The sequence below is a fragment of the Nonomuraea sp. NPDC049421 genome (assembly GCF_040677005.1).
In the GTDB taxonomy this organism is placed as follows: Bacteria; Actinomycetota; Actinomycetes; order Streptosporangiales; family Streptosporangiaceae; genus Nonomuraea; species Nonomuraea salmonea.
In genome coordinates this window covers 553,293-573,974 of sequence record NZ_JBFAQA010000001.1, presented here as the reverse complement: position 1 = coordinate 573,974, position 20,682 = coordinate 553,293, and the positions used below count along the sequence as shown (strand labels likewise).

The 20,682-nt window shown below is 72.4% G+C and carries 16 protein-coding genes; 3 read left to right on the top strand and 13 right to left on the bottom strand.

Translation table 11 applies throughout. The annotated features are described in order from the left end of the window. Position 1: 1 nt before the first annotated feature. The 9 genes from ftsW to mraZ form a co-directional block, all read right to left on the bottom strand. Complete coding sequence (gene ftsW / locus AB0K18_RS02645) at positions 2 to 1,291, bottom strand: putative lipid II flippase FtsW (RefSeq protein ID WP_364908769.1); 1,290 nt, start codon at positions 1,289 to 1,291, stop codon at positions 2 to 4. Beyond that, the gene (murD, locus tag AB0K18_RS02640; protein ID WP_364908765.1) at positions 1,275 to 2,651 is read right to left on the bottom strand and encodes a UDP-N-acetylmuramoyl-L-alanine--D-glutamate ligase; all 1,377 of its coding nucleotides are present in this window, start codon (positions 2,649 to 2,651) and stop codon (positions 1,275 to 1,277) included. Before murD ends, ftsW begins: the two co-directional genes overlap by 17 nt. Beyond that, positions 2,648 to 3,706 carry a phospho-N-acetylmuramoyl-pentapeptide-transferase gene (gene mraY / locus AB0K18_RS02635; protein ID WP_364908764.1) on the bottom strand — a complete coding sequence of 353 codons (1,059 nt, stop codon included), beginning with the start codon at positions 3,704 to 3,706 and terminating at the stop codon, positions 2,648 to 2,650. Before mraY ends, murD begins: the two co-directional genes overlap by 4 nt. Continuing rightward, positions 3,703 to 5,307 (bottom strand): UDP-N-acetylmuramoyl-tripeptide--D-alanyl-D-alanine ligase, encoded by a 1,605-nt coding sequence (gene murF / locus AB0K18_RS02630; RefSeq protein WP_364908761.1) that lies wholly within the window; start codon positions 5,305 to 5,307, stop codon positions 3,703 to 3,705. The genes mraY and murF overlap by 4 nt, the downstream gene beginning before the upstream one ends. Beyond that, entirely contained in the window at positions 5,307 to 6,836 is a 1,530-nt protein-coding gene (locus AB0K18_RS02625; RefSeq protein ID WP_364908758.1) for a UDP-N-acetylmuramoyl-L-alanyl-D-glutamate--2,6-diaminopimelate ligase, read from the bottom strand. Before AB0K18_RS02625 ends, murF begins: the two co-directional genes overlap by 1 nt. A 40-nt stretch (positions 6,837 to 6,876) precedes the next feature. Continuing rightward, a complete protein-coding gene (locus tag AB0K18_RS02620; RefSeq protein WP_364908756.1) occupies positions 6,877 to 9,417 on the bottom strand; it encodes a penicillin-binding protein 2 in 2,541 nt (846 codons plus the stop codon). Further along, entirely contained in the window at positions 9,414 to 10,253 is an 840-nt protein-coding gene (locus AB0K18_RS02615; RefSeq protein WP_364908753.1) for a hypothetical protein, read from the bottom strand. The genes AB0K18_RS02620 and AB0K18_RS02615 overlap by 4 nt, the downstream gene beginning before the upstream one ends. Next, positions 10,243 to 11,208, bottom strand: coding sequence for a 16S rRNA (cytosine(1402)-N(4))-methyltransferase RsmH (gene rsmH, locus AB0K18_RS02610; RefSeq protein ID WP_364908750.1), 966 nt, complete (start codon positions 11,206 to 11,208; stop codon positions 10,243 to 10,245). Before rsmH ends, AB0K18_RS02615 begins: the two co-directional genes overlap by 11 nt. A 221-nt stretch (positions 11,209 to 11,429) precedes the next feature. Continuing rightward, positions 11,430 to 11,861, bottom strand: a complete 432-nt coding sequence (gene mraZ, locus AB0K18_RS02605; RefSeq protein ID WP_345401317.1) for a division/cell wall cluster transcriptional repressor MraZ — start codon at positions 11,859 to 11,861, stop codon at positions 11,430 to 11,432. Between the two features lie 481 nt (positions 11,862 to 12,342). Here mraZ and AB0K18_RS02600 point away from each other — a divergent pair, with 481 nt between their 5' ends. The 3 genes from AB0K18_RS02600 to AB0K18_RS02590 are packed head-to-tail and all read left to right on the top strand — an operon-like array spanning position 12,343 to position 17,046. Continuing rightward, on the top strand, positions 12,343 to 13,320 hold the full coding sequence (locus AB0K18_RS02600; protein ID WP_364908747.1) for a MoxR family ATPase: 978 nt from the start codon (positions 12,343 to 12,345) through the stop codon (positions 13,318 to 13,320). Between the two features lie 40 nt (positions 13,321 to 13,360). Next, positions 13,361 to 14,623: a DUF58 domain-containing protein gene (locus AB0K18_RS02595; RefSeq protein ID WP_364908745.1), complete on the top strand. Its 1,263-nt coding sequence runs from the start codon at positions 13,361 to 13,363 to the stop codon at positions 14,621 to 14,623. Next, a complete protein-coding gene (locus tag AB0K18_RS02590) occupies positions 14,620 to 17,046 on the top strand; it encodes a DUF3488 and transglutaminase-like domain-containing protein (RefSeq protein WP_364908743.1) in 2,427 nt (808 codons plus the stop codon). Before AB0K18_RS02595 ends, AB0K18_RS02590 begins: the two co-directional genes overlap by 4 nt. Positions 17,047 to 17,237: 191 nt before the next feature. Here the strand turns inward: AB0K18_RS02590 and AB0K18_RS02585 are convergent, their stop codons facing one another. The 4 genes from AB0K18_RS02585 to AB0K18_RS02570 form a co-directional block, all read right to left on the bottom strand. Continuing rightward, positions 17,238 to 17,636 (bottom strand): DUF3040 domain-containing protein, encoded by a 399-nt coding sequence (locus AB0K18_RS02585; protein WP_364366014.1) that lies wholly within the window; start codon positions 17,634 to 17,636, stop codon positions 17,238 to 17,240. Positions 17,637 to 17,866: 230 nt separating this feature from the next. After that, positions 17,867 to 19,108: a DNA polymerase IV gene (gene dinB, locus AB0K18_RS02580; RefSeq protein ID WP_364908740.1), complete on the bottom strand. Its 1,242-nt coding sequence runs from the start codon at positions 19,106 to 19,108 to the stop codon at positions 17,867 to 17,869. Between the two features lie 70 nt (positions 19,109 to 19,178). Next, complete coding sequence (locus tag AB0K18_RS02575) at positions 19,179 to 19,934, bottom strand: methyltransferase domain-containing protein (protein ID WP_364908738.1); 756 nt, start codon at positions 19,932 to 19,934, stop codon at positions 19,179 to 19,181. A 271-nt stretch (positions 19,935 to 20,205) separates the two neighbouring features. Further along, positions 20,206 to 20,565 (bottom strand): MmcQ/YjbR family DNA-binding protein, encoded by a 360-nt coding sequence (locus AB0K18_RS02570; protein WP_364564211.1) that lies wholly within the window; start codon positions 20,563 to 20,565, stop codon positions 20,206 to 20,208. Positions 20,566 to 20,682: the final 117 nt, after the last annotated feature.

Genomic DNA, 20,682 nt, shown 5'->3' with positions numbered 1-20,682 from the left:
CCTAACGTGTCGCTCGGCCTCTGGTCGTACGCCGCAGGCCCAGCCAGCTTAGGGCCCGGGCGGCGGGTCCGGGGCCACGTGCCGCCAAGGCCTCGCGCGCGCCGGGCTCGCGCCGCGCGAACGACAGCAGCATGCCGAGCGCGGAGAGGGTGGGCAGCAGGGACGAGCCGCCGTACGAGACCAGCGGCAGGGGGATGCCGGTGATCGGCAGCACGCCCAGCACGGCCCCCATGTTGACGGTGGCCTGGCCCACCACCCAGGCCACCATGGCGGCCGCGGCGAGCCTGGTGAAGGGGTCGTTGACGCGCACGGCCACGCGCAGCCCCGCGTAGCCGAGCAGGCCGAACAGCGCGACCACGATCAGCGTCCCCATCAGCCCCAGCTCCTCGCCGAGGATGGCGAAGATGAAGTCGCTCTCGCCGTGGGGCAGCCAGCTCCACTTCTGCCTGCTCTCGCCCAGGCCGACGCCGAACCAGCCGCCGGAGCCCATCGCGATCTGCCCCTGCACGGCCTGGTAGCCGGCGCCCTGCGCGTCGGCCCACGGGTCGAGGAAGGCGCCGATGCGGGCCATCCGGTACGGCTCCACCTTGATCATGATGACAGCGGCCAGGACCGCGAGCGCCATGATGCCGCCGAACAGCTTGATCGGCGCCCCCACGACCCACAGCAGCGCCAGGAAGATCATGAACAGCACGAGCGTGGTGCCGAGGTCGCTGCCCAGCATGACCATGACGGCCAGAATCGCGGTGCCCGGCATGAGCGGGATCAGCATCTGCCGCCACTCGATCCTGCCCTGTCTGGCCCGCCTGGCCAGCAGGTCGGCGCCCCACAGCGCGAGACCGAGCTTGGCCGGCTCCGACGGCTGCACGGTCAGCGGGCCGATGTAGATCCAGCGCTGCGCGCCCAGCTCGGATGAGCCGATGAACAGCACCATGACCAGCGCGATGATCGACAGCGCCATCAGCGGGTAGCCGGCCCAGCGGAAGAACTTCACCGGCAGCCGCGAGCACACGTACATCAGCGGCACGCCGATCGCGGCCGACAGCGACTGCTTGATGAACCACGAGAACGGGCTGCCGGTCTTGTTCAGCGCCTCGATGCTGGAGGCCGACAGCACCATCATCAGGCCCAGCGCGAGCAGCAGCGCGCTGCACATGATGATCAGGTAGTAGGTGGTCAGCGGCTTGTCGAGCAGCTCCTTGAGCGCGACGAGCTGCTCGCGCAGGAACTTCTGCGGGCTCTCCTGGGCGCGGGCCGGCGGCCGCACCCGCTCCTCAGCGCTCGTGCTCACGTCGTGCCCTCAGCTCGCGTACGGCACGCGCGAAGGCCTCCCCCCGCGCCGGATAGTTCGCGAACATGTCGAAGGAAGCCCCCGCCGGGGAGAGCAGCACGGTGTCGCCTGGCGAGGCCAGCCGGGCCGCTTCGGTGACGACTTTGTCCATCGCACCAGTGTCCCGATCCGCGATGTCCACGAGGGGGACATTCGGTGCGTGTCGCGCGATGGCTTCGGCGATCCTGGCGCGGTCGGCGCCGATCAGCACCGCGGCGCGCAGCCTCGGGGCGGCCTGGCGTACCAGGTCGTCCACGTCGGCGCCCTTGAGCAGGCCGCCCGCCACCCACACCACCGACGGGTAGGAGGCCAGCGCCGCCGCCGCGGCGTGCGGGTTGGTCGCCTTGGAGTCGTCGACGTAGTCGACCTCGCCGATCCTGTCCACGTGGGCGAGCCGGTGCGGGTCGGGGACGAAGTCGCGCAGCCCCTGGCGTACGGCCTCGGACGGCACGCCGAGCGAGCGGGCCAGGGCGGCGGCGGCCAGCGCGTTGGCCACGTTGTGCGGCGCGAACGGCGTGACGTCGTCGAGCGTGGCCAGCTCCTCGGCCGCCTCCACGGGGTCGGCCACGAACGCGCGGTCCACCAGCAGGTCCTCGACCACGCCGATCTCGCCCCGCTTGGGCACCCGCAGGGTGAAACCGACCGCGCCCGGATAGGGCGCCGCCAGCCGGGCCGCCTCGGGGTCGTCGGCGTTGAAGATCACCGTGCCGGCCCGCTCGAACACGCGGCCCTTGGCGGCGGCGTACTCCTCCATGGAGCCGTGCCAGTCGAGGTGGTCGGGCGCCACGTTGAGCACCGCCGCGGCGTGCGGCGCCAGCGTGGAGGACCAGTGGAGCTGGAAGCTGGACAGCTCGACGGCCAGCGCGTCGTACGGCTCCCCCACCGCGCGCACCACGGGCACGCCCACGTTCCCCACGGCCAGCGCCTTGCGGCCGGCGGCCAGCAGGATCGAGGTGAGCATGCGCACGGCGGTGGTCTTGCCGTTGGTGCCGGTCAGCGCCAGCCACGGCGCCGCCTGTTCGGGACGCAGCCGCCAGGCCAGCTCGACCTCGCCCACGACCTCGACCCCCGCCTCCAGCGCGGCGGCGATGAGCGGGTGGTGCGGCGGCCAGCCGGTGGTGACCAGCCGGGTCACGCCGGCGGGCAGCGCCATCTCGCCGAACCTGGTCTCGACGCCGGCCCCGGCCAGCGCCGCGGCGGCGGCGAGCTGCCGCTCGCCCTCGGTCGCCTCGACCACCACGACCCGCTCGCCCCGCGCGGCCAGCACCTCGGCCACGGCGGTGCCGGACACGCCGAGCCCGGCCACACACGTGAGCGTCATGGCCGCGGCATCCACTCGACGTAGAACAGGCCGAGGCCGAGCGCCGCGCACAGCATCGCGATCAGCCAGAAGCGGACCACGATCGTGGTCTCCGCCCAGCCCTTGAGCTCGAAATGGTGCTGCAACGGCGCCATCCTGAACACCCGTTTCCTGGTCATCTTGAAGAACCCGACCTGGATGATGACCGACAGGGTGATGATCACACACAGACCGGCCAGGATGATGAGCAGCAGCTGCGTACGCGTGGCGATGGCGAGGCCGGCCAGCACGCCGCCCAGCGCCAGCGAGCCCGTGTCGCCCATGAAGATGCGGGCCGGCGGGGCGTTCCACCACAGGAACCCGATCAGCGCCCCCAGCACGGCGGCGGCCACCACGGCGAGGTCGAGCGGATCTCGCACCCAGTAGCAGTTGGGGCCGAGCTGGTCGATGCAGTTGTTGCGCAGCTGCCAGTTGCCGATCAGCACGTACGCCGCCAGCACCGTGCCGGTCGCGCCGCTGGCCAGGCCGTCGAGGCCGTCGGTGAGGTTCACCGCGTTGGAGAACCCGACGATCATGATGAGCACCCAGATGGTGAACCCGACGATGCCGATCGAGGGGCCGATGTCGCGCAGGAACGACACCCGGGTCTCGGCGGGGGTGATGCCGTAGACGTTGGGCTGGCGTACGACGAGGACGGCGAAGACCGCGCCCACGACGAGCTGGCCGAGCGCCTTCGCGCCGCTGCGCAGGCCCAGGCTGCGCTGCTTGTAGATCTTGATGAAGTCGTCGAGGAAGCCGACCGCGCCGAGTCCCGTCATCAGGAACAGCACCAGCATGCCCGACACGGTGATGGGGGTCAGGGTGGCCAGGTGGGAGGCGCCGTAGGCGAGCAGGGCGGCCAGCACGAACACCATGCCGCCCATGGTGGGGGTGCCCCGCTTGCCGAGGTGGGCCTGCACGCCCTCCTCGCGGACCTGCTGGCCGATGCCGCGCCGCGAGAACAGCCGGATCGCCAGCGGGGTGCCCAGCATCGAGAGGATGAGGCCAACCGCGCCGGCGATGATGATGTTGGTCACTGGGGGGCACCTCCGAGCACGAGCTCGGCCGTCCGCTCGAGGCCCATCGCCCTGGGGCCCTTGATCAGCACCGCGTCACCGGGCCGCAGCCATGCGGCGAGCTGCTGCGCCGCCGCCGCGGCGTCGGCCACGTGCACGACCGTCGTCGGCTGGCCGTACCCGCCGGGCGGCCCGGGCGGCGGCCCTCCGGGCGGCCCCTGCCACCCCGGCACCGGCCCTCCCTGCCCGTGGGGACCGGGCGCAGGAGGCACGGGCCCGGCCCCCGGCACCTGCGGCCCAGGGGCGGGCGCATGCGCGGGCTGCGGACCCGGGGCAGATGTGACGGGGGGCTGGAAGGGGTTCTGGGATTCCATGGCGGCGGCCGTTTCCATGGCGGCGGCGCGCGCGCCCTGGAGGACGGGCTCGGCCTCGGGGCCGGCCACGATGAGACCGGCCAGACCGGCGGCGCCGGCCATGCGGCCCAGCTCGGTGTTGAGCGCCTCGCTCTCCTCCCCCAGCTCGCGCAGCGCCGCGATGACGGCGAAGCGCCGCCGCCCGCGCCCGATGACGTCGAACGCCTGGAAGGCGGCCCGCATCGAGTCGGGGTTGGCGTTGTAGGCGTCGTTGACCACGGTCACCCCGTCGGGCCGGTCGGTGACCTCCATCCGCCACCGGCTGCGCGGCGTGGCCGCCGACAGCTCCTCGGCGATCGTGGCGACCGGCAGCCCCAGCTCGTAGGCAGCGGCGGCGGCGGCGAGCGCGTTCTCGACGGCGTGCGCCCCGATCAGCTTGAGCGTCACGTGCGCCGACCCCGAGGGGGTGCGCAGCGTGAACGAGGCCCGCCCGCGCGCGTCGACCACGACGCCCTCGGCCCTGACCGAGGCGGACTCGCTCTGCCCGAAGTACGTGACCCGCGCCTCGGTGCGCGACGCCATGCCGCGCACGAGCGGGTCGTCGGCGTTCAGCACCGCGACACCGTCGCGCGGCAGCGCCTCGACCAGCTCGCCCTTGGCCTTGGCGATGGCCTCCTTGCCGCCGAACACGCCGAGGTGGGCGGTGCCGACGTTGAGCACGACGCCGATCTTCGGGGGGGCGATGCGGGTGAGGTCCTTGATGTGGCCGATGTTGCGGGCGGCCAGCTCGAGCACCATGAAGCGGGTGTCGAGGCCGGCCCGCAGCACGGTCAGCGGGTGGCCGAGCTCGTTGTTGAAGCTGCCGACGGGCGCGATGGTGGCGCCGATCCGCCCGGTGAGGCGGGCCAGCAGGTCTTTGGTGCCGGTCTTGCCGGCCGACCCGGTCACGCCGATGACGGTGACCTCGGGCAGCGTGCGCGCCTGGGCGGCGGCCAGCTCGGCGAGCGCGGCGGCGACGTCGGGGACGATCACCGCGGGCGCGTCGACGGGGCGGCTGGCGAGCACGGCGACGGCGCCGTCGCGTACGGCCTGGGCGGCGAAGTCGTGACCGTCGACCCGCGCGCCCCTGATGGCGACGAAGAGGGATCCCGGTTCTACGGCCCGCGAGTCGATCACGACGGGCCCGCGCACCACCGCGCGGGGATCGGCCATGCCCGACAGGGCGCCCGAGGTCAACTCGGCGATCCTGGCCAGAGGCAACGGGATCATTAGTGCTTCCTGCTTTCCTTGCGTGCGTCGATCGCTTCGGCGACCACTTCGCGGTCGTCGAAGGGGATCACCTCGCCTGAAACGTACTGGCCCTGTTCGTGACCCTTGCCCGCTACGACGATCACGTCGCCGCGCCCGGCCCGGGCGATCGCCAGGCCGATGGCGGCCGCGCGGTCGGGCTCAATGATCACATGAGCGCGGTCGTGCTGCGGAACGCGGAGCGCCCCTTCCATCATCGCCGCGAGGATGGCCAGCGGATCCTCGGACCGCGGGTTGTCGTTCGTGAAGATGGCCACATCAGCCAGTTGTGCAGCGATTTCCCCCATGATGGGGCGTTTGCCGCTGTCGCGGTCGCCGCCGCAGCCGAGCACGATCGTCAGCCGCCCCTCCGTGACCGACCGCAACGAGCGCAGCACCGACTCGACGGCGCCCGGCTTGTGCGAATAGTCCACGACCGCCTGGAACTCGTCGTCCGCGGCCGTGACGCGCTGCATGCGGCCGGGCACCCCGGCGAGCGTGCCGAGGCCGTCCACGGCCGCCTGGAGCGGCACGCCGGCCTCGACGAGCGTCACCACCGCGCCGAGCGCGTTGGCCACGTTGTACGGCCCGGGCAGCGCCACGCTCGCGTCGGCCTCGACCCCGCCGGGACCGACCACGCGGAACGTGCTGCCGTCGGCGCCGAGCCTGGTCTCCACCGCCCGCCAGTCGGCCTCGGGATCGCCCAGCGCCGAGAACGTCGTCATCGGCACCTTCGCCAGGCCCAGCAGCTCGCGCCCGTAGCGGTCGTCGAGGTTGGTCACCCCGACGCGGCTCAGCTCGGGCTGGAACAGCTTGACCTTGGTCATGAAGTAGTCCTCGAAGTCCTTGTGGAAGTCGAGGTGGTCCTGCGACAGGTTGGTGAACAGCGCGACGTCGTAGTAGACGCCGTCGACCCGGCCGAGCGCGAGCGCGTGGCTGGAGACCTCCATGGCCGCCGCGGTGACGCCCAGCTCGCGCATGAGCGCGAACAGGCCGTGCAGCTCCGTCGCCTCCGGCGTGGTCAGCCTGGGCTGGAAGCGCAGCTCGCCGGCGTGGATCTCGACGCCGCCCACCAGGCCCGTACGGTGACCCGCGGCCCGCAGGCCCGCCTCGATCATGAACGTGGTGGTGGACTTGCCGCTGGTGCCGGTCACGCCGAGCACCTGGATGTCGTGGGCCGGCTGGCCGTAGATCCAGGACGCGATCTGCCCGAGCAGGGCGCGCGGGTCGGGCACGATGAGCACGGGCAGCCCGGTGGCCACCGCCGCGTCGCGCCCGGCGCGGTCGGTGAGCACGGCGACGGCTCCGCTCGCCATCGCGTCCGCGCTGAACGCGGCGCCGTGGACCCGGTTGCCCGGCAGGGCGACGTAGAGGTCGCCGCGCCGGACGTCACGGGAGTCGATGGTGACGCCGGTCAGCGCGGCGTGCGGTGAGCGCGAGGTGCCCGAATCGGCATCGAGCATGGTCGCGAGCCCGCTCAGCGGGCGGGGCGGGCTGGTCGTGGGACGCATAGACGACGGGGGACGCACGGCGAGAGCGTACCTTCCCTGGTCACTGTCCCGCGCGGTTCCGCACCGGCGGGGCGGCGGAGCCTGTGGGAGGAATCTTCCTGCTCTTGATGGCGAACGTCATCACATCCTTGAAGACGGGGGCCGCGAGCTGCCCGCCGAAGTGGCCGTTCTTCGGGTTCTGCAGCACCGACAGCACCACCAGGCGGGGGTCGTCGGCCGGCGCGAACCCGGCGAACGAGGCCGTGTAACCGTCGTAACGGCCGAGTTCGGCATCGTAGCGGTTCGCGGTGCCCGTCTTGCCCGCCACCCGATATCCGTCGATGGCGGCGAGCTGGCCGGTGCCCTCCTCGCCCACGGCGCTCTCCAGCATGGTCGCGATCTCCTTGGCCGTCGTCTCACTCACCACCCTGGTCTGCTTACCAGCGGGAGCGGGGACGAACCTGCCGGACGCGTCGGTCGTGCCCGCCACGATCTGCGGCTCCATCTTGACGCCGCCGTTGGCGATGGTCTGGTAGACGCTGGCCATCTGCAGCGCGGTCACCGAGACGCCCTGCCCGTAGGCGACCGTGCAGTTCTGGCTGCCCGACCACTTCTTGTAGTCGGGCAGCAGGCCGGCCTCTGCGCCCGGCACGCCGCCGCCCGGCCTGCTGCCGAACCCGAACGCCTTGAGCATGGCGTGCAGCCGCTCGCTGCCGACCTTGCGCGCGGCCATGACCGTGGCCACGTTGCTGGACTGCGCCATCGCCTGGCGGAACGTCATCGACTCGACCTTGTGGCTGTGGGCGTCGCGCAGCACCTGGTCGGCGCACTTGATGCGGTCGGGCACCTGGTAGACCGTGTCGGGCGTGACCGCCTTGGCCTCCAGCGCCGCGGCGGCCGTGATCACCTTGTTGGTGCTGCCCGGCTCGAACACGACGGCGGCGGCCTTGTTCACGAAGCTCTCCGCGGGGGCCTTGCGCCAGTTGTTCAGGTCGAGCTCGGGCGCGTTGGCCATGGCGACGATCTGGGCGGTCCGCACGTCCATGACGATGACGGTGCCGCTGTCGGCGCCCGACTTCTTCACCTGCTCGGCGATGGACTTCTGGGCGGCCCACTGGATGTCGCGGTCGATGGTGAGCCGGACGTTCCTGCCGTCCACGGGCGCGGTCTGCTGGCTGGCGGTCATCGGGATCTGCTGGCCGTCGCGGCCGGTCTCGACGCGCTGCTCGCCGTCGCGGCCGGCCAGCAGCTTGTTCTGGGTACGTTCGACGCCGCCTAGCCCGGTGCCGTCGTCGCCGACGAACCCGATGAGGCTGCCCGCGAGGTCGCCCGCCGGGTAGAGCCTGCGGTAGGTCTTCTTCGCCGACAGCGCCGGGATGCGGGCCTGCATCAGCCGGGTGGCGACGACCGGGTCGACGTCTCTGGCCAGCAGCTGGTAGTGGGTGCCCGTCCTGGCGAGCTTGGCGGCGATGTCCTGCTCGCTCTTGCCGAGCTGCTGGGCCAGGATCGCGGCGGCCTTCGCCCTGATGGCCTCGGGCACCTTGGTCGGGTCGATCGACACCTCGCGGGCCTCGACCGTGACGGCCAGGTCGTGGCCGTTGACGTCGGTGATCGCGCCGCGCTTGGCCGGGATCGTCACGGTGTGCAGGCGCTGCTCGGCCGCCGCGGCCTCGTACACCTTGGAGTCGAGGCCCTGCATCTGGATGAGCCGGCCCGCGAAGATGGACAGCACGAACGTCATGCCGATCAGGCCGATGTTGATGCGCCTGCGCGGGTTGCCCAGCCGCAGCACGAGCGGCGGGCGCGGCGGCGGGCGCCGCGGTCCCCTGGGCGGCGGCACGTCGGCGCCGCCCCACGAGCCCCCTGAAGCGCCGCTGCGGGAACCGGGATGCGGGCCGCGCCGGGCCGTGGCGCCGTCGCGCCCCCGCGCCGCCTCGGGCCGCGCACCCGCCGCCGGCCTGGGGCTCCCCGACGGGGTACGGCGCAACGCGTCCTGTCCCCGCCCCCTGGAGTCCTCGTCGGCGGTACGCCGCGTCTTACCCCCGGCCTGCCCGGCCCCTCTGGCGCCGGCGCCGGGACCCGGCCTGCCCGCCGAACCGCCCGCACGACCCCCGGGCCCGCCGGACGAACCGCCCGCACGCCCCCGATCGTCGTCACGCCCCTGCACGCGCCCACGCAGCCGATCGGCATCGTCACGGGGACCGCGCCCACGCGGCCGGTCATCGTCGCGGGGACGCCTGCGGGCGCCGGGACGGTCGTCGTCGCGGGCCGAGTCGCGGGCCTGGTCGTCGGCCGGGTCGGGGCGGCGGCGGTTGCGGCCGTCGTCCGGGCCGAAGGTCTCGCGGCCGAACGGCAGGTCGAGCGGGTCGTCGCGATCGCGCGGCCGGCGCGGCGGGTTCTCCTGCGACGGCGGACGCCCCTCGCCTGAGGAGCCCCCGCGCCCGGGGTCGCGCCCGGAGTCACCGCGCGACGCGCCGCCGCCCTGACGTGCCGTCCTCCCGGGCCCGCCCGGCGTACGACGAGCGGCGCCTGGCCCTCCCTGAGAGCCGGCGCCGCCTGCGCCGCGGCCGGGACCCTGCCCCCTGCCGCCTGTTTCCCTCACCGCTGCGTGTCCGCCTGGCTCGCCTGGTCACCGGCGCTGCTGTAGGCGTTGACCTCGTCCCAGTCGGTGTGCTGGCCCTGCATCTCGGCCAGCTTGGCGATGTTCCCCGGCTGGGTCTTGAGCTGGTATTCCTGGTCGATCTTCTCGTTCTCGCGCTTGGCCACCGCGATCTCCTCGCGCAGCTTGGCGTCGGTGATCGTGTCCTGGGCGAGCATGGTGTTGAGCAGCAGCAGGCTCACCAGGCCGCCACAGAGCAGGCCGACGACGAGCAGCACGAAGGGCGTGCGCTGCCGCCGTGCGGGCCCGCGGCCGCCCGCGGGACGTGCCGCCGGCGCCTTGACGCGCGCCCGGCCCTTGGCCGCCTCGGGACGCTCGGTGACGGGCGCCTTGCCGGGAGCCGCGGTCCTGCCCCGTGAAGGAGCGGCCGTCGTGCCCCGCTCGGGCGCCGCGGCCTTCCCGCGTGCGGGCGCGGTCTTGCCCCGCTCGGGAGCCGGCGCCTTGCCCCGCACGGGAGCGGCCGTGCCCCGCTCGGCGCTCGCGCTCTTGCCGCGCGCGGGAGCCGCCCCGCGTGCGGTGGCCGGCTTGCCGCGCTCGGGCGTGGGCGCCTTGCCGCGGGCGGCGCCGGGCGCGCCGGCGCGCCCGTCGAGGAGGGCGCGTTCGGCGGCGGCCTCCGCGCGTGCCCGCTCGGCGGCCGAGCGCTTGCCCCCGGCCTCGGGCCGCGTGTCGGTACGGGGCCGCGGCTTGGGCTGCTGCGACACGGCCGACCTGCGGGTGCCCGTCTTGGGCACCGCGCGGCGGACGGGAGCCCCCCGGCCGGTCTCCTGCTCAGTCGTCAACACGGATCCTCTCTGCCGCCCGTAGCCGGGCCGAGGCCGCCCGCGGGTTGCGGGCGAGCTCTTCTTCGCTCGGGAGCTCTGCTCCCCTCGTCAGCAGGCGGAACCTCGGCTGGTGAGCCGGCAGCGGGACGGGCAGCCTGGGAGGGCTGGTGTCCCTGGTTCGCGCCGTGAGGGCCTGCTTGGTGAGCCGGTCCTCGAGTGAGTGGTAGGAGAGCACGACGACTCGCCCACCCAGCGCCAGTGCGTCGAGTGCCGCGGGCAGCGCCGCCTCCAGGGCGGACAGCTCCGCGTTCACCTCGATGCGCAGCGCCTGGAAAGTCCTCTTGGCGGGGTTTCCCCCGGTGCGCCGGGTCGCGGCGGGGATGGCCTCGCGAACGATCTCCGCGAGCCGCTTCGTCGAGGTTATTGCCTCTTTGGCACGTTCTCTGATGATCAGGCCCGCGACACGCTGAGCGAATCTCTCCTCGCCGTAGTCGCGCAGGATGCGGGTCAGCTCGGCGGCGGAGTAGGTGTTGACCACTTCTTCCGCCGTCAGCTCCTGCGAGGTGTCCATGCGCATGTCGAGCGGCGCGTCGTAGGAGTAGGCGAACCCGCGTCCGGCCTCGTCGAGCTGCGGCGAGGAGACCCCGAGGTCGAACAGCGCCGCGTCGATCGTGGTGCGCCCGGCGCGCGCGAGCACGTCGGGCAGGTCTGCGGACGAGGCGTGGACCAGGGTGATGCGGCCGGCGTAGGGGCTCAGCCTGCGGGTGGAGTGTTCGATCGCGAAGGGGTCGCGGTCGATGCCGATCAGGTGCAGCGCGGGATGTGCGGCGAGCAGCGCCTCGGAGTGGCCGCCGAGGCCGAGGTTGGCGTCGACGACGACGGGGGCGGGGCCGGACAGCGCGGGGCCGAGCAGCTCCAGTGTGCGCTCGAGCATCACCGGAACGTGACCGCCCTTGGCGACGCTGTCGTCCATCTCCAACCCCCCTCTCGCGTCCTTGCTCGCGGATGACGCGTTCATCGGTCGATCGCCGGTCCTTCCTGGGTCCCCACCCGGCGCCGCCCGGCCAGGTCCCCATCCGCACCCTCTTCGTGGACGCCCGCCATCTGACACCGGGGAAGGTGCATCAGCTGGCGGACAGTGGTTGCGGGTGGAGACCTCGCCGAACGACATCACCGACGGATCGACCGTGGTTCCTACAAGATCCCTGGCAGCACCTCCTCCGACAGTTCGGCGAACGCCTGCTCCTGTGCGCTGAGATAGGTGTCCCAGGCCTGCGCGTCCCAGATCTCCAGCCGGGTGTTGGCCCCGATGACGACGCAGTCACGTTCCAGGCCCGCGTACGCGCGAAGGCCCTGCGGGATCGTGATGCGTCCTTGTTTGTCTGGTTTCTCGTCGGACGCACTGGCGAAGAAGACGCGGCTGTAGTCACGTACCGCCTTGGCGGTGACCGGGGCGGTGCTGAGAGCCTCGGTAATGCGCTGGAACTCCTCCACGGGAAAGACGTAGAGGCATCGCTCCTGGCCTTTGGTGATCACAAGACCCTCCGCCAGCTCCTCACGGTACTTAGCCGGCAGGAACAGCCGTCCCTTGTCGTCCAGACGCGGTTGATGGGTGCCGAGGAACACCGGCCCCACCTCCCGTGCCTCGTGAAGCGCTCAGCGCTGGTGCACCGGGCCCTCCACTGCGCACCACCATACTCCACTTCTCCCCACCGTCAACTGATTCGAACCGTCTTCATCATCGGTTTCCCTTGCGTTACCCCAGGTCAGAGGCATGGGCGGGGGTGGGGTGCGGTGGGGTGGCGGCAACCGCCATGGGCGTGTCGGGGCTTTGAAACGCCGTTCAAATAGGCCCCTCGCGGGGGCGGCGAAGCTCGGGGTGGAGGAAAGTGGGGCGCTTCGCGGGGCACATGGTGGTGCGCTGTGTCACGGGATTCGCACGACCATGCCACAAGAACCGGAACATCACCGGTGTTCCCTGAATATCCACAAATGTCGCTACAGAACCCGCAGCGTCGTAGGGTCGTACAGACAATGGAAAAGGAATGGCATGGCTCCCGCAAAGGCACCGTACCGGGACAGCCGTCGCACTTCTCATGGAGGCCTGGTGGCAGTAACCCATGACGTCCCTCCCCAGCTCGACGAGCTGGTCACCACCGCCCACCGGATCCGGCAGGCCATCGAATCGGTGATCGAGGGCAAGAGCGACGCCGTCCGCCTCACCCTTACCGTCCTGCTCGCCGAAGGCCACCTCCTCATCGAGGACGTGCCGGGAGTCGGCAAGACGATGCTCGCCAAGGCGCTCGCGCGCTCCATCGACTGTCCGGTACGCCGCGTGCAGTTCACCCCCGACCTGCTGCCCAGCGACATCACCGGGGTCAGCGCGTACAACCAGCAGACGCGGGAGTTCGAGTTCAAGCCCGGTCCCGTCTTCGCCAACATCGTCGTCGGCGACGAGATCAACCGTGCCTCGCCCAAGACGCAGTCCGCGCTGCTGGAGTGCATGGAGGAGCAGCAGGTGACGGTGGACGGGCGGACGTACCGGCTCGACGCGCCGTTCATGGTGATCGCCACCCAGAACCCCATCGAGATGGAGGGCACCTATCCCCTGCCCGAGGCGCAGCGCGACCGCTTCACCGCGCGCGTGGCGATGGGCTACCCCGAGCCGACCGCCGAGCTGGAGATGCTCGACGTGCACGGCGGCACCTCACCGCTCGACAAGCTGGAGCCGGTCGCGACCACCGCCGAGGTGCGCGCCCTCATCGAGGCCGTACGCGGCGTCTACGTCTCCCAGCCGGTCAAGAAGTACGCCATCGACCTGGTCGTGGCCACCCGCCACTCCCCCGACCTGCGCCTCGGCGCCTCCCCGAGGTCCACGCTGCAGCTCGTACGCGCCGCCAGGGCGCACGCCGCGCTGGCGGGCCGCGACTACGTCATCCCCGACGACCTGCAGGACCTCGCCATCCCCGTGCTGGCGCACCGCCTGCTGCCCAGCATCGAGGCCCAGGGCCAGCGCCGCCTGCCCGAGCAGGTCGTGACCGACCTCGTCAGGCGGGTCCCGGTGCCGGAGACGCGGGGGGCCTGATGGCCGACATCCAGGACCCGCGCCCGCCGGAAGAGGCGCGGTGAGGGCCGGGCTGCGGGCGCTGACCTCCCGGGGCAGGTCGTTCCTGGCGTCCGGGATCGCGGCGCTGGTCATGGCCGTGCTCCTGGGCGAGAACGACCTGTTCAGGATCGGCGTCCTGATCACGGCGCTGCCGCTGCTGGCCGCGATGGTGGTGGCGCGGACGCGCTACCGGCTGAGCTGCGCCAGGCGGCTGGACCCGGCGCGGGCCGAGGTGGGCGGCGAGGCCACCGTGACCCTGCGCCTCGAGAACGTCACCCGCCTGCCCACCGGCCTGCTGCTCATCGAGGACACGGTGCCGTACGCGCTGGGCGTGCGGCCCAGGTTCGTGCTGGACAGGGTCGAGGCCAGGGGCGTGCGGGAGATCGACTACCGGGTGCGCTCCGACCTGCGCGGGCGCTACACGATCGGGCCGCTGTCGATCCGCATCGCCGACCCGTTCGGGCTGGTCGAGCTGGCCCGATCGTTCACGATCAGCGACACGCTCGTGGTGACGCCGCAGGTGGTGGCACTGCCGCACGTACGGCTGTCGGGTGAGTGGACGGGCGGCGGCGACAGCCGTACGCGGAGTGTGGCGGCGGCCGGCGACGACGACGTGGCACCGCGCGAATACCGGCAGGGCGACGACCTACGTCGGGTGCACTGGCGCTCGACGGCCCGCCACGGCGAGCTGATGGTGCGCCGCGAGGAACAGCAGTGGCAGAGCCGCGGCGCGCTCCTGCTCGACACCCGCAGGCACGCGCACCGCGGCGAGGGCCCGCGCTCGTCGTTCGAGGTGGCCGTCTCCGCGGCGGCCTCGATCGGCGTGCACCTCGCCCGCGAGGGCCTCGGCCTGCGGCTGGTCACCGACCAGGGCGCCGAGCACCTGACCGACCAGGGCCTGAGCCACTCCCTGCTGGACACCCTCGCCGTGGTCAAGCACAGCCCGGCCCGCTCCCTGGAGATGGGCGTCTCGGCGCTGCGCCAGGGCGGCGGCGACGGGCTGATCGTCGCCGTGCTCGGCGCGATGGAGCCCGAGGAGGCCAGGGAGCTGGGCAGGCTGCGGCACAGCGGCATCACCGCGGTGGCGGTGCTGCTGGACGTCAGCTCGTGGGAGGGCGGCGACCAGACCGCCGCCGAGAACCAGCGGGCCGTCGAGACGGTGCTCGCCGGGTACGGCTGGCGCATCGTCACCCTGCCCGCGGGCACCTCCATCGCCACCGTCTGGCCGGACGCCGCGGGACGCGGCAGATACGTGCTCGATCCCACGGGAGGCGCGGCATGAGACTGACGATCGCCTCGGGGGTGGCCGCGTTCACCGCGGCCCTCCTCCTCTATCCCCTCTTCGCGGGCGGCGCCTGGTTCTGGACCTCGCTCGGCGCGGTGCTCGCCGTGGTCGCGGCGGGCCTGCTGAGCAGCCGCCTGTCGCTGCCCGCGTGGGCGGCGCCGCTGGTCGGGCTGGCGGCCACGGGCGTCTTCCTGACCGTCTCCTTCGCCTCGGAGGAGGCGTGGGCGCTCATCGTGCCGACGAAGGACTCGGTGGCGGAGCTGGTCAGGCTGCTCGGCGTCGGGTGGGCCGACATCCAGCGGTTCGCGGCGCCCGTACCGGACACCGACGGCATCACCCTGCTGACGTCGGGCGGCGTGGCGCTCATCGCGATCGCCGTGGACTTCCTCGCCGCGCGGCTGCGCCGGGCGGCACTGGCCGGGCTGCCGCTGCTGGCGCTGGCCACGGTGCCGGCGACGATCCTGACCGACCCGATCAGCTGGCCGGCGTTCATCATCGCCGCGCTCGGATTCGTGGGGCTGCTCATCTCCGACGGGCGCGAGCGGATCGGCCACTGGGGCCGGGCGGTGCTGGTACGCCGGACCCGCGTGGTCAGCCCGTCCCAGGGGACGCCGCCGCGCGACACCGCCGACACCAGCGGGCTGCGGCTGTCGGGCAAGCGCATCGGGTTCGCGGCGATCGTGCTGGCCGTGCTGCTCCCGGCGGCGCTGCCCGCGATGGAGCCGGTGTCGTTCTTCACCTTCGGCGTCGGCGGGCGCGGCTCGGGTCCGGGCAACTCGATCAGCATCCCCAACCCCATCGCCAACCTCAAGGGCCAGCTGCAGCTGCCGGACCGGCGGGTGGTGCTGACCTACACCAACAACGACGACCAGCCCCGCTACCTGCGCATCTACGCGCTCGACACGTTCGACGGGCAGCAGTTCGGCATGACCCAGCCGAAGGGCGCGCCGCAGAACAGGACCGAGAACGGCCCGCTGCCCGCCCCGCCGGGGCTGGGCCGCGACCCCAAGATCAACAACGTGGTCACGAACGTCAGGATCAGCGACGAGATCGCGCGGCTGCAGTTCCTGCCGCTGCCGTACCCGCCGCGGCAGATCAAGGTGGACGGCGACTGGCGGGCCGACGTGGACACGCTCATGGTCTTCTCCACCCGCGAGGAGGCCGCCGGCATCGAGTACGACGTCAACACCAGCGAGCCCCAGCCCACCGCCGACCTGCTGGACGCTAGCGACAACACGCCGCCCCAGGTGGACGACCGCTTCCTCGTCCTGCCCGAGAACCTGCCGCCCGGCATCCTGGAGCTCGCCGAGAAGGAGACCGCCGAGGCGAACACCAGGTACGAGGCCGCGGTGATGCTGCAGAAGTTCTTCACCACCGACGGCGGCTTCACCTACAACCTGGAGACGCAGGGGCACAGCAACTCGGCGCTCAGCGACTTCCTGCTGCGCTCGCGCGCGGGCTACTGCGAGCAGTTCGCCGCGTCGATGGCGGTGCTGGCCCGGCTGATCGGCATCCCGTCGCGGGTCGCGATCGGCTACACCGGCGGCACCAAGGTCGGCGACCACTGGGAGGTCGGCACGAACGACTCCCACTCCTGGCCCGAGCTGTACTTCGAGGGCGTGGGCTGGCTGCCGTTCGAGCCGACGCCGTCCGGCGCCGCGGGTCAGGGCAGCGCCCGGGTGCCCGAGTACTCCCGGCCGCGGCCCGAGCCGGCCGCCACCACCAGCGAGCCGTCGCCCGGCGCCACCAGCTCCGAGGCCGACGCCCCGCAGGACCCGCAGGCCCGGCGCAACATCCGCGAGCTGGACCGCGAGGGCACCGTCGCGACCGGCACGCTGCCGCCCGACGACTCGATGCCGCTGGCCGGCAAGATCGGCATCGGGGCGGGCGCGCTGCTGCTCGTCCTGCTGATCCCGGCGGGTCTGCGGCTGGTCTCGCGCAACCGGCGGGTACGCCGCCTCACCTGGAAGGTCTCCCAGCCCTCCGACGAGCTGACCGCCAGGATGGCCGTGGGCCGCGGCCAGACCACCGTCGCGGCCGTGTGGGCGGAGCTGGACGACGTCCTGTACGACTACGGCATGGCCCGCCTGCCCAGCGAGACCCCGCGGGCGCTGGCCCGGCGGCTCACCCAGCAGTACGAGTTCGACGCCGAGTCCGCCGCCGCCATGACGGCCATCGCGGGCAACGTGGAGCGGGTGCTGTTCGCCCGGGAGCCCGGCAGGATCGCGCCCATGGGCAAGGACCTGCGCAAGGTGCGCCTGGCGCTGGCGGCCACCGTGTCACGCGGGCGGCGGATGCGCGCCGTCCTGATGCCGCCGTCCACGCTGCGGCGCATCCGGATGCTGGGCGAACGCCTGCTCGACGGCTTCGACCTGCTGGAGACGATCAGGCTGCGCCGCACCTCCCAGAGGGGCGCCTGACCCGCGAACAGCGACCGCCCGGCCCCCGTACGGGGGCCGGGCGGTCGCGTCATTTGGGGCGCTGAACCTACTCCCCCCTGGACCGCACCGGTCGGGTGGCCGCGGCGGACGGGGCGGGGTGCGGCGGTGGGTGGTGGGCATGCGAGCGGCCGCCCCGTGCCGGGGGCGGCCGCGTCAGCTTGCCTCGCGGGTCAGCGCTCGTCGTGGCGACGGCGCCAGCGCTCTTCCATGCGCTCCATGAAACTGCCCCGGTTGCCCCGGCGGGCCTGCTTGCCCGGAGGAGTGGCCGTGCCGGCCGCGGGGGCGGAATCTCCGAACCCGTTCATCTTTTTCCAGCTGGACAGGCCCCACAGACACGCGGCGAGCATGACCACGAAACCGCCGACGCCGAGCGGGATCAGGCTCATCACCACGCCGACCATCATGATGACGACGCCGAGGGCAAAGCCGATGGAGGCTTTGACCAGGCGACGCTTGTAATGGCTGCGCGGGTCGCTGATCCTTACGGTGTTGGCCCACTTCGGGTCCTCGGCGTAGAGGGCCTGCTCGATCTGGTCGAGCAAGCGCTGCTCGTGCTCAGAGAGCGGCACGGCGCCTCCCAAGGACGGCCCCAGGACGGGGAAGACGGCAACGGACGACACGGGGTGTCCGAACCTCGCGGTCGGTTATCCCCAGAATACGAGGCTGTAGACGTAGGCGAAAGCAAACGTCCAACGCAGACCAAACCGGAGGTGACGTCATGGCTCTATTGTGGCCCATCTCGCCTCCCTCTCCCCAAAATCCTGACACGGACGCCCCCAGCAAGTCCTGACATCGAACGTCATGTCTCTATTTCATCAAGCTTGCCACGTACCAGCGACGCAGGGAGCACCGCATCGGGACCGAATCTGCGGATGGCGCGATCCATGGCCTGTTCCGCCTCGCGCCACCCGGTCTCCTTCTCGCCGAGACTGAGCTGCCGGGTGGCCTCGCCGACCGGTCGGAGGTTCTCCATCCGGACCCCCACCAGGCGCAGCCGCACCCGCTGGAGCCCGGCCGCCTCGTACAGCTCGCAGGCTGTGGCGTAAATCACCTGAGCCACGTCGGTCGGCTCACGCAGCGTGCGCGACCGGCTGATCGTGGTGAAATCGGCTCGGCGTAGCTTCACACTTACAGTTCTTCCCACGTGACCGGCCTTACGCATGCGAGCGGCGACCCGCTCCGACAGCCGCAGCAGCTCACGCTTGATCACGCCGGGATCGTCGACGTCGGCGGCGAACGTCTCCTCGTTGCCGATGCTCTTGTCGGGGACGTGGGCGGTCACAGGCCGCTCGTCGCGCCCCCAGGCCAGCGCCGCCAGATGGCCGCCCACCGCCTGCCCCAGCTCGCGCTGGAGGGTGGTGGGCGGGACCCTCGCGAGGTCGCCGACCGTGCGGATGCCGAGGCGTACCAGCGACTGCTCGGTGCGCTCGCCGACGCCCCACAGGGCCGAGACGGGCAGCGGGTGGAGGAAGTCGACCACCTCGCCGGCGGGCACGACCAGCAGCCCGTCGGGCTTGCACTGCTTGGAGGCGAGCTTTGCGATGAATTTGCTGCTCGCCACGCCCACGGAGCACGTGATGCCGTAGCGCTCCGACACCTGCTCCCTGATCATGGCGGCCACCGTCGCGGGCGGGCCGAGCCGCCGTCTCGCACCTCCCACGTCGAGGAACGCCTCATCGGACGCGATGGGCTCGACCAGCGGGGTGATGGCGTGGAAGATCTCCATGACGCCCTTGGAGACCTCGGAGTATTTGCCGTGGCTCGGCGGGATGATCGTGGCCTGCGGGCAGAGCCGACGCGCCCGGCTCATCGGCATCGCCGAGTGCACGCCGAACGCCCTGGCCTCGTAGGTGGCGCTGAGCACGACGCCGCGCCCGGCGGGCGAGCCCACGATCACCGGACGCCCCTTCAGCTCGGGCCGCTCGAGCAGCTCGACGCTGGCGAAGAAGGCGTCCATGTCGACGTGGAGAATCGGGCAGCCGCTGTCATCGACCCCGGTCCGCGGAGCGGGGCCGATGCCGGTGATCTGCTTGCGAGACACGCCGCCGATTCTATCCGAACAGGCGTTCTACACCGAGGGGAGCGGTCATCGATTCTTCCCTTCCGCGGGCTCAGGTCCGGTGGGCGAGCACGTGCAGCTGCGTCGCGACGTCGCGCAGCACGGGATGGGTGGAGGCGGCCTGCTCCAGCGCGACCAGCGCCTCGGCGGCACCCGGCTCGCCGTCGAGCAGCCGGCTCGGCACCAGGTCGGCGAAGACGCGGACGCCGTGGATGGAGCCGATCGCGAACCCGGTGGCGCCCAGCAGCTCGGTCAGCGTCCCGGCGGAGAAGCGGCGCGGCGTCGGGTCACGGTCGCCCCAGGTGCCGCCCGGGTCGCTCAGCACGGCCCTGGCCTCGTCGAACTGCCCGGCCAGCGCCCGGTGGATGGCGCTGGCGACCGGGTTGGCGGCCAGCACGCTGACCGTGCCGCCCCTGCGCAGCAGCCCGGCCACCGCGGTGAGCGCGCTGATCGGGTCTTCGACATATTCGAGCACGCTGTGGCACAGGACCAGGTCGGCGGCGTCGCGGCTGAGCAGCTCGCCCAGGTCGGCGGCGTCGCCCTGGAGGCCGCGCACGCTCACGCCGCGCTCCTTGGCGCGGCGCTCCAGCGCGGCCAGCGAGTCGGGGCTCGGGTCGACGACGGTGACGGAATGGCCGAGCTCGGCCAGCGGCACGGCGAACCCGCCGGTGCCGCCGCCGGCGTCGACGATGTCGAGCGACGTCCGCCCGGTGGCCGCCGTGCGCTCGGCCAGCATGGACCGCAACGCGTCCCAGACGACGGCGGTGCGCACCGCCGGGGTCCTCGTGGTGACGCCTTCTGCACGCAACCTCGGCTCGCCTCCCTCTCCGCCGCGACCGGCGCCCCACGGGCGGCGCCCGGGCCGGCCGGACGGCCGCCGCGAAACGCGGCTCGCGCGTCTCGCGAAACGTGCACTTCGCGGACGGCTTTCTCCATGGACGGGCCCCAGCCTACGCCGTACGCGGGAGCACCCGCTCCCCTGCTGAAGGACCCATTACCGGAAAGCCTGCACGCCACCGTCTGAGCGGCGCTCAGCCCTGGGGGCGGCGGCCGGGTCATCCTGGGTCGTCCTGTCGCGCTCAGCCGCGCCCGTGGCCGTCAGCCGGCTCTGTGGCGGCCGCCAGGCCCTTGGGAGCGCGCAGCCGCCACGCCTCCGCCAGCAGCTCGCCCAGCTCGCCTGGGTCGACCGCCGCCAGCCGCACGAGCACGATCGCGTGCCCGTCGTAGTGGGGCGTGGTGGTGAACGTGGCAGGCTCCGCGGTCAGCAGCTCGTGCTTGTGCTCCTCGGACGGCACCGGGAGCACCAGCAGGTCGCCCTCCTCCCGCATCCGGGCGAACCACTTGCCGCGCACGTAGAAGGCGGGCGTGCCGTACATGGCGCGCTCGGCGGTCTCGGGCAGCGCCAGCGCCAGCCGGCGTACGTCGTCCTCTGTCACCATGCGGTCACCCTAGCCAGCGGCACCGACGAAAACCGGCCACTCACCTGCGAGAACGGAAAAGGGCGCGTCGCGGCTGGTGACGCGCCCCTCATCCGTACGGACCGGCGTGGTTCGAAA

Coding starts and splice junctions, on each gene's coding strand:
- murD (WP_364908765.1), bottom strand. CDS start 2,651: ATGACGCTCACGTGTGTGGCCGGGCTCGGCGTGTCCGGCACCGCCGTG.
- AB0K18_RS02590 (WP_364908743.1), top strand. CDS start 14,620: ATGAGACTGACGATCGCCTCGGGGGTGGCCGCGTTCACCGCGGCCCTC.
- rsmH (WP_364908750.1), bottom strand. CDS start 11,208: ATGGACGACAGCGTCGCCAAGGGCGGTCACGTTCCGGTGATGCTCGAG.
- AB0K18_RS02570 (WP_364564211.1), bottom strand. CDS start 20,565: ATGGTGACAGAGGACGACGTACGCCGGCTGGCGCTGGCGCTGCCCGAG.
- AB0K18_RS02625 (WP_364908758.1), bottom strand. CDS start 6,836: ATGCGTCCCACGACCAGCCCGCCCCGCCCGCTGAGCGGGCTCGCGACC.
- murF (WP_364908761.1), bottom strand. CDS start 5,307: ATGATCCCGTTGCCTCTGGCCAGGATCGCCGAGTTGACCTCGGGCGCC.